This window comes from Paraglaciecola sp. IT1134, from assembly GCF_058068185.1.
Genome location: NZ_CM176486.1, coordinates 913421 through 937276, shown reverse-complemented (window position 1 = coordinate 937276; position 23856 = coordinate 913421). Strand labels below are relative to the sequence as shown.

Here is a 23856-nt window from a genome sequence, read left to right as displayed (position 1 = left end):
TCCCATGCTTATTTTTGCCCACCGCGGGGCCAGTGCCGACGCGCCGGAAAACACCTTACTGGCCATAGACAAAGCCTTGGACCAGCACGCTGACGGCATAGAGGTTGACGTACATCAACACCTTAATGAACTGCTGGTTATCCACGATCATTGGTTGCATCGTACCACTAACGGTCAAGGACAATTACAAGACTATACCCTGGCCGAGCTACAGCAGCTTGACGCAGGTGGGGGGCAAAGCATCCCCACCCTTTGGCAGATCATGCAGCGCATAGCGGGCCGCTGCAGTCTAAATATCGAGATAAAAGGGGTGCAAGATGTTGGGCTGATTATCAGCCTTATCGACAAAGCTTTATCGGAGCTGGGTTTTACACCCGGGCAATTTATTGTCTCGTCATTTGACCACCATCTGTTGAAGGCGATTAAGCAAGCTAAACCTGACTTACAAATTGGGGCACTCACCGCCTGCAAACCTATCGATTACACGGCCTTTGCCGACGCCCTGGATGCTTATTCAGTTAACGCAGATGTGGGATTTGTTGATCGTGAATTTGTGCAAGATGCTAAACGACGGGGGCTTAAAATATTTGTGTATACCGTGGATGAACCAGCAGATTTGTTAAGATTACAAGCCTGGCAGGTAGACGGGGTATTTAGTAACGCACCAGGCAAAGCCAGACAGATACTGGCTAATCAGATCTAGTCTGTTGAGCAGCTGGATTCACAGTTATTGCAGCTTTGGCAAAGTTTCAAGTTCACCACATGAGCACCCACTATCAACAGCGCACCTATAGCAATAGTGAAAGGTTCGTAGCTGGGGCCAAACATATCTTTGTTCCAATAAATAATGCCGCCTAGAACCAGGCTATATAAAGGATAAAGTTGACGGTGATAGCGATAGAAACCCGAGAACAAGGCCCAAAACCCCACCAACATAGATAATGACAAGATGCTGCGTTCAAACCAGCCCTGGGCAAAAAAACTAGCCCCAACAAAAGGTAACAACGGGATCAGTATAGGTAACAATAAACAATGCAACGCACACAAACTTGAGGCCCATATGCCCAGTCTGTCTAATAGCGTTTTATCATTTGTTAATTGCATAACCCGGCCCTTCGTTAAGTTGTACGTTATAATATAACATTAACTAACGAATGCAACGTAAATTTTGCGGGAATTTCTCCTTTATTGTGCCACTTCCTATAACTTGCTACTCAAAGCAGGTGGTGACAAACAAGGTCAAAGCAAAAATATAGGGGCGCAAATTATTGAAAGTACTTGATTATAGTTCCTGGTTTAGAAGGTGTCTGAAGCGGAGAAAACCCTCTTGTGCAGTTTTAGGTTTAATAACTCGCCAACATCTGCAAAATGAAAATGACCACACTACTAGTTTTGGGATGACCCGCAGCCTGGGTGCAGCGGGTCATTTTACTACTGCTGTTATTGGTAACTGTAGCTCATGGTCACACCATTAAAGGCGCTATAGGCCCGAATACCTATGTGCCAGGTGCCAGAGCCCGGATTCGTAAAGGTACAGGTCTCATTGTTTCCGTTTAGATAGGGACGACAATCATAGATGCTGGTAGAAGGCTGGGCGCCTAATCGCAGATATAAATCTGCGTCGCCACTACCCCCCGAGGTGGATATTGTCATGGTGCTTGCCCCTGCAGGGACGGCCAAGGTATAGCGTATCCAGTTGTTTCTTGTCGCCGACAAATCTGTGATTTGGCCGGACACCGGTGTCACAGGGCCACCGCCACCAACACCCGTATCGCCGGCGCAACCATAGGTATTAAGGTAGTCATAGGCATCTTTTGATTTAATTATGCCGTAACCATAATAGTTATCCCGTCCCGAGGTTCCCCTGTCTTCTGCCGAGGCATTGAGCGCACCACGGATCTGCTGGTTGGTACATTCTGGGAAGAAGCTCCACACCAAAGCCGCGGCGCCCACTACGTGGGGTGTTGCCATAGAAGTTCCGCTGATGGTGTTATAGCCATTGATTGGCCAAGTTGATAATACTGAGGAGCCCGGACCAGCAATCTCGACCTGACTATTATATTGGGAGTAAGACGCCCGGCTTTTGGCCGAATCCACTGCCGCGACCGAGATAACCGAGCTGTATGAAGCAGGGTAAGACAAGCTGCTATTGCCGTCATTGCCCGCCGCCGCCACTAACATGATGCCACTGTCCACAAACCCCTGCATGGTATCACGCTCGGCGGTAGAAGATGTACCGCCTCCCAGACTCATGTTGACAATATTGGCCCCGGCATTTTGACACTGATCTATGGCACCAATGAGATCAGAAGCGAAGGTCCAGCTTCCGGTGTCATCAAATATCTTAACGATATGCAAATCCACACCTGGATAAACCCCCACCACTCCTTCGTTGTTAGCTAAGGCTGAAATAGTGCCAGCAACATGGGTACCGTGCCCATTACCATCGTTGTACCAGTTGCCCACTGAAGTATTATTAGCTTGCCCAGAAACACCGCCATTTTGATCTGGCAAGTCCGGATGATTCAGGTTGTAGCCTGTGTCTATGATGCACACCTTACGTGCCCCAAGATCACTTTGCACCAGTTGGGGCCCCTGTACCATAGTGATGCCATAGGGCGTACTTTGCGCCTGCAGATAACGTCTGGGATCAATGGAAATACTTTCTATTTGGTCGTTTTGCAATAATTTGTTTAATACTTTTTTATTCATCTTCGCCGCTATCATACGATGTTTGCTTAAGGTTTTAAGCGGCTTGGCACCCAAGCTTTGTAGCAGGAGCTGAGCATTGGCGGCTTGCAACTTGCCCTCGACCATGACCGAACTTTTAGTAGAAACTCGATCAACTGAGCGCTCGGTACTGCCCCTTTTAAACGTAACGATATAACGCTCTGTCGGGTCTGCTTCTTGGATCAAATCCCGTATTGTTTTTTTCGACTCAATACTCAGATCGCTGCCTGAGGTATAAATATTTTCGATGCTTGCCTGATTACCCACTGCGGCGGCGACACTGGTGGTTAATAAGGTAAGCGCAGATGCGCCAAATATTGCTAGAGCGCGGTTCTTTTTAGTTATTATCATTGTTGCTTCCTAGTTTTTATTTTAATGTTATGTTTCATCAGGGATAGGTTCCCTAGGATACAACTAAAATAATTACCTATAGATAGCAACGCCAAGAGGCAAATTAACTTACCAGCCAAGGCTAATTTACCGGTAACTTTCCTTTACAATTTAAAATTAGTGTTACCCAATGAAGAACAGGTATTAACAGGCTCGGGGATGCTTTATCACTACTTCGCAGATCGATTAGTGGTAAGTGACATTCGGTCAATGCACCATAAAATCCGATGAATGTAGGTCATTGGTTCTTCATTATAAGGAAAAGGTCTATACAATAATTCATCTGATATTGAACCTACTTCACGGGTGCCCCTTACTTGCAGACAGAGCTAATAGTGCGTTCATTCGAATTCTGTCGCTAGCTTGTTAGGTGTTGTACCCAATCACGCCCCTGAAAGACATTAACTATTAATAATAAAAAATATTCAGGCCAAAGGAAATTACAATGAATATAAATAAAAGAGCCTTTCTTAAAGGCAGTGGCGCAGCCATTGTTGCACTTCCTTTTGGTAGTCAAGTACTGGCCTCGCCAAGCGCCTTGGAAAACCCGTCAACAACTCCTCCTGCCAGTGCATTAAAAAATATCACTGCCAATGCCAAACCCATTTCCAAAGCAGAACGCATGGCCCGTATCAGTAAAGCCCAGTCACTGATGGCCCAATATAATGTTGCCGCCATGGTGCTGGAGCCTGGTGCGGCCATGGATTATTTCACCGGTATTCAGTGGTGGCGCAGCGAACGTTTGACCGCTGTTATCATTCCCCGGGAAGGGGAAATTGCCGTCGTCTGTCCTTTTTTTGAAGAACCCAGCATTCGTGAATCCCTGGCAGTAGGAGACGATGTAAATGTGTGGCAGGAGCATGAAAATCCGTTTGTTAACATTCAGCGTGTACTTAAGGACCGGGGCGTGACAAAAGGCAAGATAGCCTTTGAACACTCAGTTCGTTATTTTGTACTCCAGGGGGTAATGCAACAATTACCAGACATGCAAGATATCAGCGCCGCCCCTATCACCCGGGGCTGCCGGATGCTCAAAAGTGCACATGAAATACAACTGATGCACACAGCCAGTGCAGTCACCTTGAGCGCTTATGCCCATGTTTATTCGAAGCTTGAAGTCGGCATGAGCCAGGGGGAGGTTAAACAATTAATGCATGATGCCCAAACTCAGCTCGGCGGCAGCGACATCTGGAATATGGCGCTATTTGCCCAAGCGAGCGCCTACCCTCATGGTACCAAACAGCAGTTGAATTTAACCGAAGGTTCAATAGTACTGATGGACTGCGGCTGTGCGGTGCGAGGTTATCAATCGGATATTAGCCGCACATTTGTATTGGGTGAGCCGAGTAAAAAACAGCGAAAAATCTGGAATAACGTACGCCAGGGCCAGCAGGTTGCGTTTGCAAAAGCCCAATTGGGTACACCTGCGGGTGAGATAGATGATGCCGTGCGGGCTTATTATCAAACCTTGGGATTGGGGCCGGATTATCAGCTACCGGGTCTGTCTCATCGCACCGGCCACGGCATAGGGATGGAAGGCCATGAGCCCGTCAACTTTGTACATAACGAATTAACGCCGTTGCAAACGGGCATGTGTTTTTCAAACGAACCGGGCATTTATATTCCAGGCGAATTTGGCGTGCGCCTGGAAGATTGTATCTACATGACAAACAACGGCCCACACTGGTTCACCACACCACCTGAATCGTTGGACTCCCCTATTGGCACCTTGGCCCCGTTAGCTCCACTGGAAAGTAAACAAGCATGATTAAATCCGTTATAGCGACCCTGGCTCTTTGCGCCAACAGCTGCTCGTTGTGGGCGAACCCAACACAAGACTTTGATGGTTTGCTGGCCGAACATTGGCAACAAGCCAAACACGAAAAAATATTTTTTCGTACCGATCCAGATGCGTGGAAACCCCAGGGGAAATTGGCGGATTTAAGCCCTCAAGGGTTTGCTCGGCGGGAACAATTTAATCAAAAAGTGCTCACGGCACTGGCGACTATCCCCATAGATGAACTGGATAAAGCCAGGCAAATCAGTTACCGCTTGTTTCAATATGAACGTCAAACACAAGCCAACAGTTATCAATTTCAGGACCGCTACTTCCCGATTAATTTTTTAAGCGGCTGGCATACTTATTTTGCCGAAGCACCGGCTAATATGGCGTTTTTAAGCGCAGCTGATTATGATCAATATCTGGTGAGTCTGGCGGACTACCCGCGATTTAATCAGCAAAATATCGATTTGTTAAAGCAGGGAGTAGAACATGGCTTTGTCCAGCACTGCGAAACATTCAAGGACTATCAACAAACGATCGCCGCGCATATAGTCGACTCTGCTCAAGACAGCGCCTGGTATGAACCCTTTACCCGTTTCCCTGCACAATTTAGCGCCGAGCAAAAGCAGGCTTACCGGCAAAAAGGACAGGTCTTGATTACCCAAGCCGTGATCCCGGCCTATGCCCATTTCCAGCAATTTTTTGTTGAACAATATATGCCCCACTGTCGAACTCAGCCTGGCATTTCCAGTGTAAAAGGCGGCGCGGAGTATTATGCCTATGCCGCCAATTATTACACCACCACTGATCTCACCCCTAAACAAATTCACCAGTTGGGGCTGGATGAGGTGGAGCGTATATATCAGCAGATGCAGGGCATTATCAAACAAGTTGGCTTTAGTGGTAGCTACCAAGAATTTTTACAGTTTCTGGCCACCGATCCGCAGTTTTATGCCGTGGATCCCCAGGATGTTTTGGAAAAAACGGCGTTTATTACCCAAAAAATGTATGGCAAATTGCCCAGCTTGTTCGCTACCTTGCCACGCAATACGTTTGCCATTAAAGGCTCTGCCAGCCGCGGTGCGTTTTACATGCCGCCGCCGGATAACCGCACCCCAGGCACGTACTTTTTAAGCTCTATTCCCGCTCAACAACCTTTGTATAACCTGGAGGCTTTAAGTTTACATGAAGCCGTGCCCGGTCATCACCTGCAAAATGCCATCGCCATGGAGCTTGACGTACCTGAATTTCGCCGCACTCTAAACCATTCTGCTTTTTCCGAGGGTTGGGGTTTGTATTCAGAACGATTAGGCAAAGAAGCAGGATTTTATCAGGATCCCTATAGTGATTTCGGACGTTTAGGCTACGAGATGTGGCGCGCGGTGCGTTTGGTGGTCGATACCGGCATCCATGCCTTTGGTTGGAGTCGACAACAGGCGATTGATTATCTGGCCAGTCGCACAGCATTAACGCCCCAGGCCACAGCTAATCAGATTGACCGTTATATATCCTGGCCGGGCCAGGCACTATCCTACAAAATAGGTGAACTTAAAATCCGTGAACTGCGGGCAAAGGCCGAGCAGCAGTTGGGAGAGAAATTCGATTTACGCACCTTTCACGACACGATAATCGGTCAAGGCTCTTTGCCCATGGCTGTGCTAGAGGACGTGGTAGATAATTGGATCACTAGTCAAAAGTAAAACAACTGCTAACAATATGTTACGTATTTAAGGCGAATAATCTCCCCTATCATCTTGAGTGCTTTTTGCTCTATGCCATACACTGGGGAAGTTGAATAACCGCTAATAAAAATTATAAAACCTAAGACAGGGGACTGACAAATGGAAAGACGAGATTTTATCAAGTTGGGTGGCGCCGGAATGGGCGCTTTCATGTTGCCTATATCTGGCATAGCAATTTCTGCACAGCAGATGTTAGATAAACCCATGGACGTGGCCTACAAAAAGAAGTTAGCGGATATTGCTTTAAACGCCGCTAAAGCCAAAGGGGCAAGCTACGCCGATGTGCGTATTGGTCGATACCTGAACCAGTTTGTGACCACCCGAGAAACCCGGGTCGATAACATAGTTAATACCGAGTCGGCGGGCATAGGTGTACGCGTGATCGCTAACGGAACCTGGGGATTTGCCTCAACCTCGAATATGACGCCCGACAGCGTGGCAAAAACCGCAGAGCAAGCCGTGGCGGTAGCCATGGCCAACTCTAAATTCCAGACCTCCCCCGTACAACTAGCACCAGTTAAAGGTGTCGGTGAGGTGAGCTGGCAAACGCCGATCAGCAAAAATGCCATGGAAGTTCCAATCAAAGACAAGGTAGATTTATTACTTTCGGTTAATGATGCAGCCATGGCTAACGGTGCCAATTTCATTACCTCTATTTTGTTTGTGGTTAACGAGCAAAAATACTTTGCCTCTACCGATGGCTCCTATATCGATCAAGACGTACATCGTATATGGGCACCCTTTTTTGCCACAGGCATAGGTGAAAACGGCTTTAAACAACGCAATGGTTTGGGCAACCCCGTGGGCATGGGTTATGAATATCTGGATGGCCTGGAAAAAGACAAGATCCGCATCCAGGGTGCCAATGTGGGTTACAACAACTCCTACGATATGGTCGAAGACGCCATCGCGGCCGGCAAACAGCTAAAAGCCAAGTTAAAAGCCAAATCCGTGGAGCCTGGCAAATATGATTTGGTACTCGATCCCGCGCATTTAATGTTGACCATACACGAGTCAGTGGGCCACCCCCTGGAACTGGATAGGGTGTTAGGTTACGAAGCAAATTATGCGGGAACCAGCTTCGCCACCCTGGATAAATTGAAAAGTGGTAACTTCCAGTATGGCTCGAATATTGTCAATCTAGTGGCAGACAAAACCCAGCCCTATACCCTGGGCAACGTAGCTTATGACGATGAAGGGGTCAAAACCAAAGAATGGGATCTGATCAAAGATGGAATATTAGTTAATTATCAGGCGACCCGAGATCAGGTACATATGATCGACCAGAAAGCTTCTCATGGTTGCAGTTATGCACAAAGTTGGCGTGACGTTCAATTTCAGCGCATGCCAAACGTGTCCTTAAAACCGAATAAACAAGATATTTCCGCGGAAGATGTGATCAAAGATGTGGAAAAAGGTATTTATATTGCCGGCCGGGGTTCATTTTCTATCGATCAACAACGTTATAACTTTCAGTTTGGTGGGCAATTATTTTACGAAATCAAAGACGGTAAAATTGGAGATCAAATTGAAGACGTGGCCTACCAGTCCAATACCCAGGAATTCTGGAATAGCTGCAGCCAGCTAGCAGGCCAATCCGATTACCGGGTGGGTGGTTCGTTTTTTGATGGCAAGGGTCAGCCAGCACAATCTAGCGCAGTTTCTCATGGCTGTCCTACCACGAGATTCAACAATATCAACGTGATCAATACTGCGCGCAACGTGTGATTAAAAACGAATTAGAAGGAAGAGATCAGCATGACAATTATTACTGAACAACACGCCAAAGAGTTATTAACCAAAGTACTTGGTTTTTCAAAAGCCGATGAATGTGAGTGTAACCTGGACAGCAAGACCGGGGGGAATATCCGCTATGCACGTAACACAGTGTCTACCTCTGGCCAGGAAAGCGACATAGTTCTGGCGGTGCAATCCACCTTTGGTAAACGCACAGGGGTGGCCACCATTAATGAATTTGACGATGCGTCCCTGGAAAAGGTCGTTCGCCGCTCAGAAGAACTAGCTAAGCTGGCACCTGAAAACCAGGAATACATGCCGCTGTTCCCCAAGCAGGAATATCTAAAAGCCAACACCTACTTTGCCAGCACGGCCAAGGTTAGCCCGGAAGATCGCGCCCAGGCGGCAGAAAATAGCATTAAACCCTCAAAGAAAAATAAACTGGTTGCAGCGGGATTCCTCGAAGATGAGGTTACTATCAGTGCCATCATTAACAACAAAGGTCTGTTTGCTTACAACACCTCAACTAATGTGGATTTTTCGGTGACCATCCGCACCGAAAATGGCAAAGGCTCGGGTTGGGCCTCGGCGAATTACAGTGATTATCAGTTACTGGATACCGAGAAAGCCTCACAAGTTGCGATCAAAAAATCCATGAGCTCGATCGATGCCAAGGAAATGGAGCCGGGTAAATACACGGTAATTTTGGAGCCCGCCGCTAGCGTCGATTTACTCGAAAACATGATGGGTGCGTTCGATCAACGCTCGGCTGATGAGGGCCGTAGTTTTTTGAGCAAGAAAGTGGCCGAGGGCCAAGAAGGGCCGAAAAACAAACTCGGAGAGAAGTTGTTTGACGAACGCGTACATATTTACTCAGACCCTCAACACCCCATCGCCCCAACTGCACCCTTTGCCGGTAATGGCTATCCACTTGGGCGTATCGACTGGATCAAAGGCGGCAAAGTGACCAATATGCCCAACTCGCCATATTGGGCCAAACACACCGACCGAAACTATATCCCTGGGGCGGCCAATATCCTCATGTCAGGCGGCAATGAGTCGTTACAGGAGATGATAAAAAACACGCGCCGTGGGGTGTTAGTCACGCGTTTATGGTATATCCGCAGTCTGGATCCACAGACCTTGCTATATACCGGGCTGACCCGGGATGGCACCTTTTACATTGAAAACGGCAAGATCAAATATCCCATTAAAAACTTCAGGTTTAACGAAAGCCCCATAGTGATGTTAAATAACATTGAGGCCCTGGGCCAACCTGAACGCATTAACGGTAATATGATCCCACCGATGAAAATCCGTGATTTCACCTTCAGCAGTTTGTCTGACGCGGTGTAAGCACAGGGGGCTAAAGAATAAAGTTAGTTTTTAGCCCCCTTTTTATCTGATCACAGCCAAAATCATTGGAATTGCATGGCGGCGGCAAATGAATGAGACCCCATGCGACAACCGCGTTGAACTTAGTGCACTAATTGCAATTCGGTTGCCGCAACTCGGTTGCCGCAACTCGGTTAGTGATTGGGGCGACTGAGGGTAGTCAACAAACAGGCAGTTTCAAGGACCAAGGGTATAGGATGCAGTATTGTTATGAGCATTGATCGCAGGTTTTTTATTCAAGCAAGTTGCGCAGCGTTAGCCGCTTCGACTGTGTCACAAGGTGTTTGGTCACAAATCGCCGACTATGACTTCTATTTTACCCGCCTCAGTTATGAGTCGGGCGACTGGGAAGTGGATGAACGTATGCCGGCCAACCTGCTCAACTCTTTAATTGAATACACCAGCTTGCGGGTGGACATCAAGGAGCGCATTGTACCCTTGTCTGATCCGGCTATGCTCAGAGCACCATTTTGTTATCTGGCCGGTCACCGCTTAGTACAATTTAGTCCACAGGAACGGCAAAATTTTCAGCAGTATGTCGAAAATGGTGGTTTTGTATTTGTGGATGATTGTAACCACGATATAGACGGTATGTTCGCCAAAACTTTTGAGGCGCAAATGGCGGATATATTCGGCCCTCAGGCATTGCATAAAATTGCCAATACACATCCTATTTACAACGCGTTTTTCGCCTTTGACGGACCCCCAAGAACCTCAGTGGAGCTCAATGGCTGGGGTGACGACCTGGTGCATAACTACCTCAGAGCCATCGAAATTAACGGCAAAATTGCCGTGTTGTATAGCAATAAAGATTTAGGCTGTGAGTGGGATTACGATTTTCGCAACAAACGTTGGCTCAAAGAAGACAACACCAAATTTGCGGTCAACATAGTGGTGTACGCCATGACAGCCTAGCCAGAGTTGTTAAGCACAAAAAACAACCCAAAATCCCCGAACCTCGCGATAACAGGTAAAACACACTATGACTGAACAACAAGCAATCTCCCCGGCCTTGTCCGAAACCCACATTGAGATGATCTTGGCCAAGCTAATTCAAGTCAACGAGGAAATGGAAAAGGTGATAGTCGGCCAACAAGAGGTGATCCAGCAATTACTGGTGAGTATCTTGGCGGGCGGGCATTGTTTACTCGAAGGTGTACCTGGGTTGGCTAAAACCTTGATGGTCAGTTCGTTGGCCCAGGCCCTGGAGCTTGATTTTAACCGGGTGCAATTTACCCCAGACCTGATGCCTAGCGATATCATAGGCACAGAGATCCTGGAAACCGATCATCAAAGCGGCGACCGGTTTTTCAAATTTCAAAAAGGACCGGTTTTTACCCATATCTTGCTCGCTGATGAAATAAACCGCACCCCTCCCAAGACCCAGGCGGCACTGCTGGAAGCCATGCAAGAACGCACCATAAGTTATGCCGGGCAGAGTTATGCGTTGCCTAAACCTTTTTTTGTATTAGCCACACAAAACCCTGTAGAACAGGCAGGTACCTATCCGTTGCCAGAAGCTCAGCTTGACCGATTTTTAACGTTTATCCGAGTCGGTTACCCCAGCGCCGAACAAGAAATCGACATACTCAAACGCACCACCGGTACGGCCAAGGTGCAGTTAAAAACCGTACTCCAGGGCGAAGATATTATTGCCTTGCAGCAGTTAGTACGTTCAATTGAAATAGCCGACCCACTAGTGGCATACATCAGTCGTCTGGTACGCAGTACTCGTCCAGACAGCAGTGAGGCAAGCAGGGTTAAAGACTTTGTGCGCTGGGGCGCCGGGCCTCGAGCAGGCCAGGCTCTGGTATTGTGTGCCAAGGCAAATGCGCTGTTGCAGGGGCGCTTTGCCGTCACCATGGAAGATATACACCAGGTGGCACATAGCGTTTTGCGGCATCGCATTTTGCTCAACTTCCAAGCCGAGGCCCAGTCCGTGACCACAGATAGCATGATTGACAGCTTATTAGCTGAGGTCGCCCCTCCCACCAGCCCTTTAACTGGCACTAAAAGCTGACTATGCAACCGTTTATCGACCCCTTGACCTTAGCCAGAGTAAAAGATCTGCCTCTGGTAGCCAAAACTGTCGCCGAAGGGGTATTACACGGTTTGCACACCGGTACCCAGCGCGGCACAGGGGTCGAATTCAGCCAATACCGAGCTTATGAACCCGGCGATCCCTTAGCACGTATTGATTGGAAACTATTTGCCCGTTCAGATCGCTACTTCGTGCGTGAAGCCGAGCGCGAAAGCAATATCAATGTATGGCTAGTGCTCGATTCCAGCCAATCCATGTTACAGATATCAGAACAAGCTGCTATGCAAGGTGGCTGGCACAAGTTGGACTACGGCCGTTATTTATTGGCCACTATTGGTTATATCGCCCAGCAACAAGGTGACGGGATCGGCTTACTTGGCCTGTCCAGCGACAAAATTGACTATTTACCGGCCCAAAGCGGTCATCAGCATTGGCATAAAGTGATGTTACAGCTCAGTCGTCTTCAACCAGGCAAGACCTTCCCCCGCCCCGAACAGATACCAAGCCGTTTACTTAAAGGCCAAACGAGCGGTTTAGTATTTGTGGTCAGCGATTTCCATCAGCAAAATACTGAAATTCTGGAGTTTGTCACTAGTCTTCGCACCTCTCACACCGAAGTGGTGGCAGTGCAGCTGAGTTGTAATGACGAATTGAATTTCCCTTTTGGTGGGCAGGTTCGCTTTGAAGATTTAGAAAGTGGCCGTCAGGTATTGGTTTCCGCCAAGCAGGTGAAGAACCAATATTTACAAGCCTATAACCAGTTTCAGCAAACGTTGACGCAACAGTTCCAACTAAATCATATCCAGGGTTTGCATGCCAATATCGACCAGCCACTGGATGAGTGCCTTTACCATTATCTGGCAGCCCGGCAAAAGGTTGGCAACTAGTGCCGGGGGTCATGTATCCGCAGTTGCTGTGGCTGGGTTTACTGGCCCTGATGATCCCCATTCTTATCCACCTGTTCAGTCAAAGCCGCACCCGGCTGGTCAAATTTTCCCTGGTTGGTTTGATTATACCCACCAAAGTGCAGCAGATCACCCAGCTTAGATTAACTGAACGACTATTGCTGATTTTTCGCCTGGGATTATTATTGCTCGCAGCGCTTTTGCTGGCTCAGTTCACCTGGCCCAGTGACTCAGATACCCCAAAGCCCCCAGTTATCATCACCCAAGACTGGCTGGCCCACGCTTCTAATGCGCAAAAGCAAGCTGTGGCGGACCATTTGCACGAGGATAAACTCAGCTATCTGGATCCAGGAGATCCTTTTCACAGCCAGACGTTTACTGCCGAGCGCTTGCTTACCGGCCAGGAAACGACGGCTCAGAAGAGCACAAGGAGTAACCTGTGGCTGGGGTTATCTCATTATGCCCAGGAATTGAACAAAGATAGCGAGATAACGGTTTATAGCACAGATCGTTTACCGCAATTTAGCGGGCAACGTTTACCTATGATCCAATCGCTAAACTGGCATTTTTTGCACGTTGCCAGCGAGCCTTTACCTGACATGACACTAAAGGTACTGGTGCTTTATGAACCCCAGCAGCAAACCTCAGTGGCTTATTTGCGCGGCGCGTTTAATGCACTGGATCACCAACCAGGCTGGACAATCGAAATTGTCTATCGCCAGCAAGGTACGCTGCCATTAGACAAATCAGTGCTGACCAACCTCGATTGGGTGTTGTATTTAAGCGCCACGCCACTGAATGCTGTTCTTCTGGACTATGTGCACCACGGGGGAAAAGTATTACTATCCGCCGCTGAGGCAGAAAACTCTGGTCACTGGCGAGCCCACAAAACAGATATAGACGCCAGTATTACCGTCACCCAACTGGGCAGCCCTGCTTTGCCCCGCAGTTTTTTTGCTGCACTTGCCAAAGACAAACTCTGGCAAACCCAAGACAACCAAGACTTGGTGAACCAATATGACGTGGGTCAAGGCCAGATCTTGGCCTGGCACAGTCGTTTTGATCCCAAGTGGAACAATCTGGTCACCCAGTTAGACTTCCCGGTTATCTTAAATGATTTGCTGAATCGCACTAGGGCCGAGCAGGTGGAGCTTGCCAACGGGCGCCTTAGCCCCGAGCAGATCCGTCACAGCCTGGGCCAAGACAGTCACGTATCGCCAGCACGTTTAGCCCGTGGCCAAGCCACACACAAGGATGCAGATTGGACTCACTTATTGCTGGCGCTGCTGGTGATCGTGTTTTGCACTGAACGCCTCCTGGCTGAACGTTCCGTAGTGATGACGACCAAGAAAAACCGGCTGGCCGCTAAATGAAGGATACCCGGCAGCAAATATTAACGGCCCTGACACGCAGTCTACACCAGGCCAAATTCCGCAAGCTGCTGCAGCAGGCCAGCTTAACCTTTCCCTGGTTAGTCGTTATCGCTTTTGGTTTATTTTGGTGGTCAGTTAATGAACTTTATATCCTTGGCATCTGCCTGGGTGGTTTGGCTGTTTCGATATGGCTAGCCATGCGCAGTCAGGCTTATCAAGTCATTACCTTGGCTAATTTGGCGGCACATGCCAATCGCCAATATTCCCAGTTACAGGAAAGCTGCCAACTGTTGCTGACAGACACCGCCACACTCAATATAACCCAGCGCCTGCAACAATCGAGAATAACCACAACGCTAACCACCTTGCTCGACCGGCAAGCCACAGCCCTGGTCCCGGTTTATTCATTTACTAAAGGTCTATGGGTCACGGTATTGTTAACAATATGCGCCGGTCTTATCTGGCAAGGGAATCTATTAAAGCCCAGCGTTATCCTGGAGCCTGCTTCGCCAGTCGTCAGTTCCCCGCCGGCTTTGCCAACTAGCAGCTTGTTAACGGCCCTGGTAGACAGTGTGCCCCCGGATTATGCCTTGCATAAATACCCAGTACTTCAGCAAGACCAACTGGATTTACGTGTCTTTACCGGTTCCCGAGTAACCTGGCAGCTAACGTTTGCCGACCCGGAGCAAAACTACTTTATGAGTTTTGCCAACTCCGGGGAACAGGCAATGCTCAAGCAACCGACGAATGACTTCCAGTTTACGGCTCATATCAGCCAGTCCAGCGTTTATCAGATCACCAGTGAAGCTGGACAGGTATTGGGGGTATACAGTATCGAGGTTTTACCTGACGACAAACCGCATATACGGTTTATTTCTCCTCTGACTACCATCACCGAGTTGGCCACACACGCCAACCCCGTGCTTGATAGCCAGGTTCAGATCAGCGATGATCTGGGCCTCGGAAAAATTCAAATAGTTGCCTCTATTGCCAAGGGGTCTGGCGAAAGTGTGAAATTTCGCGACCAGCTTTTTGAGTTTGACAGCCACCAGCTAATTGCTGGGAAAAGTCACTATTTTAAACGCTGGCAACTTGTTGAGATGGGTATGGAGCCAGGGGACGAGCTGTATTTTAGCATCAAGGTCTGGGATAACCACGAACCACAGGGGCAACTGAGTCGTTCAAGCACCAAGATAATACGTTGGTTAGAAGACACGCCCCAGAGAATGTTAAGCGACGGCACCATGGTTAACATAGTACCCGAGTATTTTAAGAGTCAACGACAAATAATTATCGAAACCGAACAACTTATTGCCGAAAAAAATCAACTGAGTCAGAATAAATTTAAGCATACCTCACAGCAATTAGGCCAAGAGCAGAGCGATTTGAAACATAAATATGGCCAATTCCTCGGTGACGAAGTGGATGATGGCACAGGTGCACACACCATGGAAGATGGCGTGGGTCTGCCGGAGATCCACATCAATGATGGCGAACATGCCGAGGACAAACAAACCCATGAGGTCGTTGCGCAGCAGGTTACCGGCGGCCATCAGCACCCCCAGCCACCAAACGGCTCCCTGGGCGTTGACAAATCCGGCTTGGACGCAACCATTGCCCAGTATGGCCATGCCCATGGGGATACAGATATAGGCGATATTGGTCAGAAAAGTCCTAAAGCCTTAATGAAACGGGCCATAGCCAATATGTGGCAGGCAGAGGGAAAACTGCTGCAAAACGTCCCTGGCGAGGCCCTGCCCTTTGAAAAAGAAGCCTTGGTCTGGCTAAATCGCGCAAAAAATGCCGAACGCATATACGTAAAACGTTTGGGGTTTGAACCACCCCCGGTCACCGAAAAACGCCGTTATCTAGGGGACTTAACTGAAATATTAAGCTACCGGAGTAAGGCGCAGACACCACCTAACGAAAGCGATAGCCAACATCTGTCGGCGCTCTTACAGCGCCTAAACCAAACCCGACATGCTTTTAATCCCTCAGACCAGCCGTTAATAACGGCGGCGAAAAAGGTATTAAAGGGTATGTTGGTTCAGCGCCCTGGCTTAATTGACGATGTAGCGATTTTAGAAAAGATAGAATTGGCCAATAGCTGGCAACCTGACCACTGCGTACAGTGCGCCAGCAAACTTCAGGCCCAATTATGGCAATTGCTGCCAAGTACTGTGGCAGCACCCGCACCAAGACAACGGCCTTATTCCGACCTTAGCCCAGGCATACAAAACTATGCCGAATTTTTGCGCCAGCAATCCAAGGCTGTCCCATGAGTATAGATTTAGGGCCCCTCATTATCGCTCCCCCTCTGGGAATGCAGATGCCCTACTGGGTAATGCTTGGTGTGATTTTACTCGCCGCGTGGCTCTTCAGTAATTATCAGATTTACCTCCGCCTGACTAACCAAAGCATGGTTAAACGGGTCCTGTTGCTGAGTCTTAACACGTTGGCCTTTGTGGCCTTAGCGGGCCTGATCCTAGAGGTAAAAATTGGCACTGTGGGGATCCAAAGTGCCACTCTTATTACCCGAGGTATAACCGGCGCACAGCTGGCCAAAATACCTAAGTTAGCACCAGATGCTACTCTGTATTATTTGAATGACACGGGGCCTCCTCAACCGGGGCTAGCACAAACTGGCTTGACGGATAAATCACCAAGCCAAATGAGTTTAAGTGACAGCGTTACCTACCTCGATTCAGTGGCACAAATTGCCCAACTTCGGCCGGACTTGCAACAACTGAACGTCATAGGTGATGGCTTAACCGCTGGGCAATGGCAGCAGTTATATGCCAGTCACCCAAACTGGGGCTCTCCTAAGGCCAGTAAACTTGGCATAACGTTCATCTCGTCTCCTAACCTGAACGGGCCCATAAACCTCAGCTGGCAAAAACAGCTGATGCTGGGGGAAAACCTTATTATAACGGGCAAGCTGCAAACAGCGCTTTATCCCGCTGGCATAGATGCGAAATATAGCCTGACGCTGGTAGATCCCGCTGGCAAGACCGTTGAGCAACAGGAGCCTGGCCCACAACAAAACTTCTCCTTTAGCGTAACGCCAAAAACCTTGGGCTCCTGGATGTATAAACTTAAGGTGTTTATTGCCGGGACTGAGTCCCCTGTAGCTATAGAGCCCGTAGCCGTGAACGTCAGTTATCCCCCCCCTCAGTCTGTGGCGATTTGGCAGTCTGCGCCTTCATTTGAGACCCGCCACCTGAAAAACTGGGCCGCTCATTTTGGCAATCGACTCACTCTAGTCACTCAGATCAGCCAAACAAAATTTATTAGCCAACAGCTTAATGCAGACGGACAAACCGGTGTTTCAGATCCGAATAACGCCCTGACAGCGGAGGTTTTTTTTAAATTACAAGACCTCGAAAAATATGATCTGCTGCTCATCGATGGGCGGGGTCTGGTGTCCCTGAATAATGCTCAACGTGCACAACTGGCAATGGCAGTAACTCAAGGTTTAGGAGTATTGATTTTGGCCGACAGGGACTTGTTAACGGCCAACGAGGCAATCCTTAATAATCTGTCACCTGCCATCACCCTGATCCCCAGCACCAAAGACATGACCTCTGAACCAACTGCGGCTCACTGGCAGCAAATGACCAACTCTGCGCCGATTTCATGGCTTGCGGGCGAACTGTCTGCTCCTCAGGGAGAACTACTAGTCAAGGGGGACGCAGAGCAAGCCTTGGTGGTCAACGCTCAACAAGGGCTGGGACAAGTCGCCGTGTCACTGGTTAAGAATAGTTATAGTTGGCAAACCGGTGGGCATACCCAGCTATACAGCCAATATTGGCAACATTTAATCCAGCATATCGCCCGCAACCGGCAAACCAGCTATTGGCAGGCAGAACCAGATAACCGGCTGGCCTATGCTGGCCCATTACAGAAAATTTGTGCGCATAATACTTACGCCCCAGATTTGTCCGCCAAGGGCAGCAATTTGATCGCTACTATGAGTGGCTTTGAGGTGAATGCCCCCTCCCTGCCGCTTATCCTGCAGAGCAGCGTGATTAATGATTCCCGCCAGTGCGCTCATTATTGGGCTGTGCAAGCAGGCTGGCAGCAATTTAGGCTTTTCGCCCCCAGTGACGAAACGTCCATAAAATTAGATGATCAAATACGTTATCTCTACCCAGGCCTGGCATGGCCTGCCTGGCAACAGGCGGATAAACACCTTTCAAGCGGGAAAGTCGCGAAATTCGCGGTCAAAGCGCAGGCCAAACTAAGATACTCTGCAGTGCACAAGTTGTATTTTTATCTGGGGTTAATCGCCGCTCTAACCCTGCTTTGGCTAGCCAGAAAACGTATTTGATCCCAGCCCGTTTAGCCAAATGGCGTAAACCAGGGTCTTAGCCCAAAGTTACAAATTAATTGATCCGTCAGCGACATACCAAGCAAAGGATGGGTCGGTCACATTTAGCGGGCCTTGCAGCACCATGTTATCGACGGTGACAGACCCATTTTAGAATTGACCGAAAATGCCGTCATAGAAGATCAGAACCGATCGTTGTACATCTTAAATGAGCTTAAGGCACTGGGTATTAGCATCACCCTGGACGACTTCGGTACGGGTTACTCTTCCCTATCACAACTCATGACCGGCCCCTTGGCCAACTTAAAATAGACCTTTCTTGTATATTGGATATGGCGTAGAAACCCCGGAGCAAACCCGGTTGATTAGTCAAATACCAATGTATTGCCTTTAATAGCAACAGATAAACGACTCTGAGACCGGCTCTATTCGGTTAAACAAACAAACCTTGGTTGAATTTACATTCAAGTTTTATAAAGTAAAGTAGGTTTTAATCCCTTCAAGAACACTAGCAGTGGCCACTGAAGCTAAAATGAGCCCCATAACTTTACTGATAATATTCGCGCCGCCATTGCCGATCAAGCGATGGATCGGCCCCGCCGTTAGCAGCAAAATCAAGGTGAGTAACAACACCACAAGCATTATACCCGTGGTTGTGGCCTGTTCAATCAGACTATAACGAGCATTTTCGGTAAGCATCACCGCCGCGAGCATTGCTCCGGGGCTAGCGATAGATGGCACGGCCAGTGGAAAGATGGCAGTTTCGGTGACCGTTTTTGCCATGCGTAATTCTCTATTTGCTTTACCTTCACCAAAAATCATGGTTAAAGCAAACAGAAAAAGCACAATACCCCCTGCTATTTCAAACGCGGACAGCGGGATCCCCATTGCCGAAAGAACATACTCACCGGCAACAATAAAAAACAGTAAAATCCCTGTGGCTGCAAATATGGCTTTGTAAGCAATATGACGTTTCGCTTTTGCGTCAAATCTTGTGGTGGTAGCCAAAAAAACCGGCACTGTACCGATAGGATCAATTACGGCAAAAAAGAAAATGAAAATGGGAATGAGTTCAGTCATATGGCTCCGGTAGAAGAAAGGCATGTATTATCGATTTAAATATTACCTCATGAATGTCTAAATACCTTACTAAAAGAATGGAAAGAGGTTTTGCCCTCTGGTGGAGTGATATCGATTTTGCCAAGTATGCTAAAAAGCATGTACCTGCATTCACTTAGACCTACTCACATGGTTCATTATGCGATGATTTACGCTTTATTCTCGATAACCAAATATTAGCGGGTGTCAAACACACTCATGTGGATTGAATGCAGGTCTCGCAATTACCCCCTAAATTGGCTCATCAATGTCAATGGGGTTATTGGCAAATATGTCCGAATTTTGCGAACAACGCACGCCTAAGATCTTGCGGGGCGACAGCGATTTCCAGGCCCCGTTTACCCGCGCTTACGTACATAGTGACAAGGGCTGCCGCGGACTCATCAATGAAAGTCACTAACCGTTTTTTCTGCCCTAGGGGACTGACGCCCCCAAGCACATAGCCTGTTACCCGCTCCACCTGTGCTTTATCTGCCATATGTGCCTTTTTGGCAAAACCGGCTTTAGCAATAAGCTTCATGCTGAGCATCTTATCAACCGGCAAAATAGCCACACATAATTGTTGGGTATCGAACTGCACCACTAAAGTTTTAAACACAAGATGTGCCGCCAAGCCCAATTTTTCAGACGCTTCCAGACCAAAAGAGTCGGCGTTTGCATCATGCTCGTACTGCAGTACCTGATGACTTATTTTCTGTTTTATTAATAAGTTAATTGCTGGCGTCATGACTTTAGGTCTTTCACTTTACACCGCTATTTGCAGCTTTGTTTAATCACCGACTTGAAATGCTCGACCGTGTCGGTTTGCCCTTCCGATTCCGCTACAGCCAAATCCAGCCGGGCTTGTTCGCACTGCTCTGACATCTCTTTTTTCATAATAATATTTTGATCTTTTTGTTGCTGAACTAAACCAGTGGCGCCCTGTTCATACTCACGATCTTCTGGTGCTTTTTCTTTTTCATAGGGTGGAGGTGACGTAGCGCCACAACCCGCTAATAAAATTGCCACGGGCAGACAAAATATGGATTTTAACATAATAAATTCCTTTTCAAAAAAGTGCCTAATCAGGCGGTGTTATCCCCCAACATAAGATAAGTCGGGAAGATTTAGGTTATTAATTCGGACTGACGTTGATGATTATCATACCACTTGCGTACGGGTCGCCAATTTAGGTAACTCGCCGTCAAGACCGATAGCATGGCGAATAATCATGCGTTTAGCCACAGGAAGTTTGTTGATCCCATCTAAACCTATGTCCCGCACCAGTTTTTTCAGCGGATGGTCACCGGCAAACAACCGTTTAAATGATTCCATGGTGGCGATCATCTTCACCGTTTCCGTCTTACGCCAGCGTTCATAGGGGCGCAGGTTTTTGGCTAAACCAAAATCTTTATCTTGTTCCACCGTAACGATGATTTGCTCAGCCAGGGCTGCGGCATCAAGAATACCGAGATTGGCCCCCTGTCCTGCTAGAGGGTGAATGGTATGCGCCGCGTCTCCGACTAAGACTACCCGATCTTTTACCCATTGCCGTGCATAACGCATGGTTAGGGGGTAACTTCGCCGTTCGCTGACCAGCTCACATAAACCCAACTGGCTATCAAAGGTCGCCATTAAGGCCTTGTTAAAGTCAGTGTCACTGAGGGCTAATAAGTGACTGGCTTGGCTATCTTGTTGGGACCAGACGATAGAACAATGGTGGTCATCCCACAGGGGTAAAAATGCCAGGGGTCCGCTGGCGGTAAATACCTGACGGGCAGTTTTGCCGTGAGGTAACTGGGTTTTAATGGTCGCCACTATCGCTTGATGTTCATAGTCCCAAAAGGTCAACGGAAAATTCGCCTGCTGACGCACCCAGGAATTGGCGCCGTCGGCTCCCACCACTAACCTGGCCGTCAACATGGTGCCATCCTCCAAGCTAATAAAACTTTCCTGTTGGCCAAAAACCAGTTTGCTTATCTTGTGGGGGGCGAATATAGCAATGTGCTGTGCTTCGGCGGCTTTTAGCCATAAGCTGCGGCGCACTAATTTATTTTCGATAACATAACCCAGATAGGGTTGCTCGACATCTTGATGTGAAAATTGGATTTTGCCGAAACTGTCCTGATCCCATACGGCCATGTGTTCATAAGCCAACATGCGCTGAGAATCCAGATTTTGCCAGCACCCAAGGTTGCGCAGTACTTGTGCACTGGCCAGTGTGAACGTACTGACCCGCAGCTCTGGCTGTTGTGACAAAGGTTCGTCCCCGGTCTGGCTGTCGATCAGTGCCACCGACAATTCGCTGGATTTAAGGGCAAGGGCCAAAGTAAGGCCCACAATGCCGCCGCCCACTATTACCACATCATAACTTTGCATTAACCTGCCAACCTTGTTTTGTCTGCCATAAGTTTTTCTATCTCTGCAATCTGCTTAGGCACGCCAGCGGTGAGGATCTTGTGCCCGGTGGCAGTGACCACTAGATTATCTTCAATACGAATACCTATACCACACCAACGGGGGTCTACTTTGGCATCCTGGGCAATATAGATACCAGGTTCAACTGTCAGTACCATGCCTATCTCCAGGGGTCTGTCCCGATCCGCAACCTTATAGCCCCCCACATCATGCACGTCTAATCCTAACCAATGACATAACCCGTGCATAAAAAACTGTCGGTAACTCTGCTGCCTGATATTGCGACTCGCCTCACCTTGTAACAATCCCAGGTTAATCAGTCCCTGGGTAATAACCTCGATGGCGCAGTCTGTGGCTTGTTTGAGGGTATTGCCCGGAATGAGCCATTTAATGGCCGCCAATTGCGCATCCAGCACCAATTGGTACAACAATTTTTGCTCAATACTAAAGCTACCGGACACTGGAAAAGTGCGGGTGATATCCGCAGCGTAACCTTGCCATTCACAGCCCGCGTCAATCAATACCAGATCCCCGCTCTGAAGTACTTGACTGTTTTGGGTGTAATGCAGGATGCAAGCGTTTTTGCCTCCCGCGACTATTGTGCCATAAGCCGGATGCAACGCTCCATGCATGGCAAATTCATGATGGATCTCTGCCGCCAGCTGATATTCGTAGTGCCCTGGCATCGTAAAGCTCATAGCCCTAAGATGCGCCCCCATTGAAATCCGCGCGGCTTGTTCCATCAGCGCGATCTCGCCAGATGACTTAAACAGGCGCATTTCGTCGAGCAACGGCCGCACATCGTTTATGCTGCCCGGCGGTTGCATTTGTTGTTTGGGCGCTTCACGCATAGCTTCCAGGCAACTAAAAACTAAGCCGTCCGCATCGCCATATTCGCCTTGAGCAAAATACAGATGTTCATGCCCCTGCATAATTTCAGGTAATTTGTCTTCCAGTTCGTCCACGCCAAACGCCATATCCAGCCCAAACTGTTTTTTAGCTTCACGGGGACCAAAACGTCGACCCTGCCAAGTTTCGTTTTGGGGATCTTTGCTCTGACAAAATAAAATACACAACCCGTTGGGGAATTTCTCGGCATTGGATAACACCAGGTAGGCTTGTGGCTCTGGAAATCCGCTTAAATACTGAAAATAACTGTCCTGACGGAAAGGATAATGGGTATCACGACTACGGACCTGTAAATTAGCGCCCGGGACGAGACAAAGGCTATTGGGTTGCATCCGGCTAAGCAAAGTTTGGCGGCGATACTGAAATGTATCCTTATCGAACATCTGAGTCTACCGCCCTAGTGCACAGTTTTTGGCTGATTTTGTTGTTGCTCAGGAGATTTACCTAATTCGTTAAAACATAACATTGCGGTCACCCTGACATATTCCAGCACTTCAAACAGGGCGTGTTCCGAATCTTCACCCTCGACCATTTCTTCGTCCATACGGGCTATTTCGGAGAAATCCTCCAGGGCTTCTTTGACGTCTTCCGAACAGGCTGTCAAATCGTCCTGATACAGGCCGAAACCCAGCATAAAGCCGTGTACCCAACCCAGCAGTGCCTGCCCTCGATCATTGATTGGCGAGGCGTCATCAGGCATACATAACACCAAGGCAAAATCTGATTCCACCAATTGCTGGCAAGTCGAGTCATACAGCCGTCTGAATTCTTGCTGGATATCCGTTGGCAATATTTCCCCTTGATGAATAAAATCAGCGATAGGCTCCAACCAATCTTGGGATTCAAGGGCCATACCCGCCCCAAGCATGCCACAAAACATGCCTTGTATTTCTGCGGCTGAGGCCAGAATATTGTGTCTTTCCATTAACGCCGTCAAATTTTCAAACTGTTGATTTTGATTGTTCAAGAGATAGTCTCATTTAGTGGATCGTCTAATTCTAGCAT

General features: G+C 48.3%; 20 protein-coding genes. 12 read left to right on the top strand and 8 right to left on the bottom strand.

The annotated features are described in order from the left end of the window. Positions 1-4 precede the first annotated feature (4 nt). Positions 5-703 carry a glycerophosphodiester phosphodiesterase gene (locus AC3RV5_RS04155; protein WP_489730710.1) on the top strand — a complete coding sequence of 233 codons (699 nt, stop codon included), beginning with the start codon at positions 5-7 and terminating at the stop codon, positions 701-703. On the opposite strand, the gene AC3RV5_RS04150 is transcribed toward AC3RV5_RS04155, so the two are convergent. Both AC3RV5_RS04150 and AC3RV5_RS04145 read right to left on the bottom strand, forming a co-directional pair. Next, positions 700-1104, bottom strand: a complete 405-nt coding sequence (locus tag AC3RV5_RS04150; protein ID WP_489730709.1) for a MerC domain-containing protein — start codon at positions 1102-1104, stop codon at positions 700-702. The genes AC3RV5_RS04155 and AC3RV5_RS04150 overlap by 4 nt on opposite strands. Before the next feature lie 336 nt (positions 1105-1440). After that, the gene (locus tag AC3RV5_RS04145; RefSeq protein ID WP_489730708.1) at positions 1441-3081 is read right to left on the bottom strand and encodes a S8 family serine peptidase; all 1641 of its coding nucleotides are present in this window, start codon (positions 3079-3081) and stop codon (positions 1441-1443) included. 484 nt (positions 3082-3565) lie between these two features. Here AC3RV5_RS04145 and AC3RV5_RS04140 point away from each other — a divergent pair, with 484 nt between their 5' ends. The 11 genes from AC3RV5_RS04140 (at position 3566) to AC3RV5_RS04090 (ending at position 18738) form a co-directional block, all read left to right on the top strand. Continuing rightward, positions 3566-4888 (top strand): M24 family metallopeptidase, encoded by a 1323-nt coding sequence (locus AC3RV5_RS04140; protein WP_489730707.1) that lies wholly within the window; start codon positions 3566-3568, stop codon positions 4886-4888. Further along, positions 4885-6603, top strand: coding sequence for a DUF885 domain-containing protein (locus AC3RV5_RS04135; protein ID WP_489730706.1), 1719 nt, complete (start codon positions 4885-4887; stop codon positions 6601-6603). The genes AC3RV5_RS04140 and AC3RV5_RS04135 overlap by 4 nt, the downstream gene beginning before the upstream one ends. Before the next feature lie 141 nt (positions 6604-6744). Continuing rightward, complete coding sequence (locus AC3RV5_RS04130; RefSeq protein WP_489730705.1) at positions 6745-8373, top strand: TldD/PmbA family protein; 1629 nt, start codon at positions 6745-6747, stop codon at positions 8371-8373. Positions 8374-8403: 30 nt separating this feature from the next. Then, positions 8404-9738, top strand: coding sequence for a TldD/PmbA family protein (locus AC3RV5_RS04125; protein ID WP_489730704.1), 1335 nt, complete (start codon positions 8404-8406; stop codon positions 9736-9738). Positions 9739-9987: 249 nt separating this feature from the next. After that, positions 9988-10692 carry a DUF4159 domain-containing protein gene (locus AC3RV5_RS04120; protein WP_489730703.1) on the top strand — a complete coding sequence of 235 codons (705 nt, stop codon included), beginning with the start codon at positions 9988-9990 and terminating at the stop codon, positions 10690-10692. Positions 10693-10759: 67 nt separating this feature from the next. Next, entirely contained in the window at positions 10760-11797 is a 1038-nt protein-coding gene (locus tag AC3RV5_RS04115) for an AAA family ATPase (RefSeq protein WP_489730702.1), read from the top strand. Between the two features lie 2 nt (positions 11798-11799). After that, on the top strand, positions 11800-12705 hold the full coding sequence (locus tag AC3RV5_RS04110) for a DUF58 domain-containing protein (RefSeq protein WP_489730701.1): 906 nt from the start codon (positions 11800-11802) through the stop codon (positions 12703-12705). Further along, positions 12660-14096 (top strand): BatA domain-containing protein, encoded by a 1437-nt coding sequence (locus AC3RV5_RS04105; protein ID WP_489730700.1) that lies wholly within the window; start codon positions 12660-12662, stop codon positions 14094-14096. Before AC3RV5_RS04110 ends, AC3RV5_RS04105 begins: the two co-directional genes overlap by 46 nt. After that, complete coding sequence (locus AC3RV5_RS04100; protein ID WP_489730699.1) at positions 14093-16378, top strand: hypothetical protein; 2286 nt, start codon at positions 14093-14095, stop codon at positions 16376-16378. The genes AC3RV5_RS04105 and AC3RV5_RS04100 overlap by 4 nt, the downstream gene beginning before the upstream one ends. Then, positions 16375-18426: a hypothetical protein gene (locus tag AC3RV5_RS04095; RefSeq protein WP_489730698.1), complete on the top strand. Its 2052-nt coding sequence runs from the start codon at positions 16375-16377 to the stop codon at positions 18424-18426. The genes AC3RV5_RS04100 and AC3RV5_RS04095 overlap by 4 nt, the downstream gene beginning before the upstream one ends. Before the next feature lie 114 nt (positions 18427-18540). Beyond that, complete coding sequence (locus AC3RV5_RS04090) at positions 18541-18738, top strand: EAL domain-containing protein (RefSeq protein WP_489730697.1); 198 nt, start codon at positions 18541-18543, stop codon at positions 18736-18738. A gap of 159 nt (positions 18739-18897) precedes the next feature. On the opposite strand, the gene AC3RV5_RS04085 is transcribed toward AC3RV5_RS04090, so the two are convergent. The 6 genes from AC3RV5_RS04085 to AC3RV5_RS04060 form a co-directional block, all read right to left on the bottom strand. After that, complete coding sequence (locus tag AC3RV5_RS04085) at positions 18898-19506, bottom strand: MarC family protein (RefSeq protein ID WP_489730696.1); 609 nt, start codon at positions 19504-19506, stop codon at positions 18898-18900. 298 nt (positions 19507-19804) lie between these two features. Next, positions 19805-20272, bottom strand: a complete 468-nt coding sequence (gene ybaK, locus AC3RV5_RS04080; RefSeq protein ID WP_489730695.1) for a Cys-tRNA(Pro) deacylase — start codon at positions 20270-20272, stop codon at positions 19805-19807. A 26-nt stretch (positions 20273-20298) separates the two neighbouring features. Further along, on the bottom strand, positions 20299-20580 hold the full coding sequence (locus AC3RV5_RS04075) for a hypothetical protein (RefSeq protein WP_489730694.1): 282 nt from the start codon (positions 20578-20580) through the stop codon (positions 20299-20301). A 105-nt stretch (positions 20581-20685) separates the two neighbouring features. Further along, positions 20686-21903: an FAD-dependent monooxygenase gene (locus tag AC3RV5_RS04070; RefSeq protein ID WP_489730693.1), complete on the bottom strand. Its 1218-nt coding sequence runs from the start codon at positions 21901-21903 to the stop codon at positions 20686-20688. Next, a complete protein-coding gene (pepP, locus tag AC3RV5_RS04065) occupies positions 21903-23234 on the bottom strand; it encodes a Xaa-Pro aminopeptidase (protein ID WP_489730692.1) in 1332 nt (443 codons plus the stop codon). Before pepP ends, AC3RV5_RS04070 begins: the two co-directional genes overlap by 1 nt. 14 nt (positions 23235-23248) lie before the next feature. Further along, positions 23249-23776: a UPF0149 family protein gene (locus AC3RV5_RS04060; protein ID WP_489732094.1), complete on the bottom strand. Its 528-nt coding sequence runs from the start codon at positions 23774-23776 to the stop codon at positions 23249-23251. Positions 23777-23856: the final 80 nt, after the last annotated feature.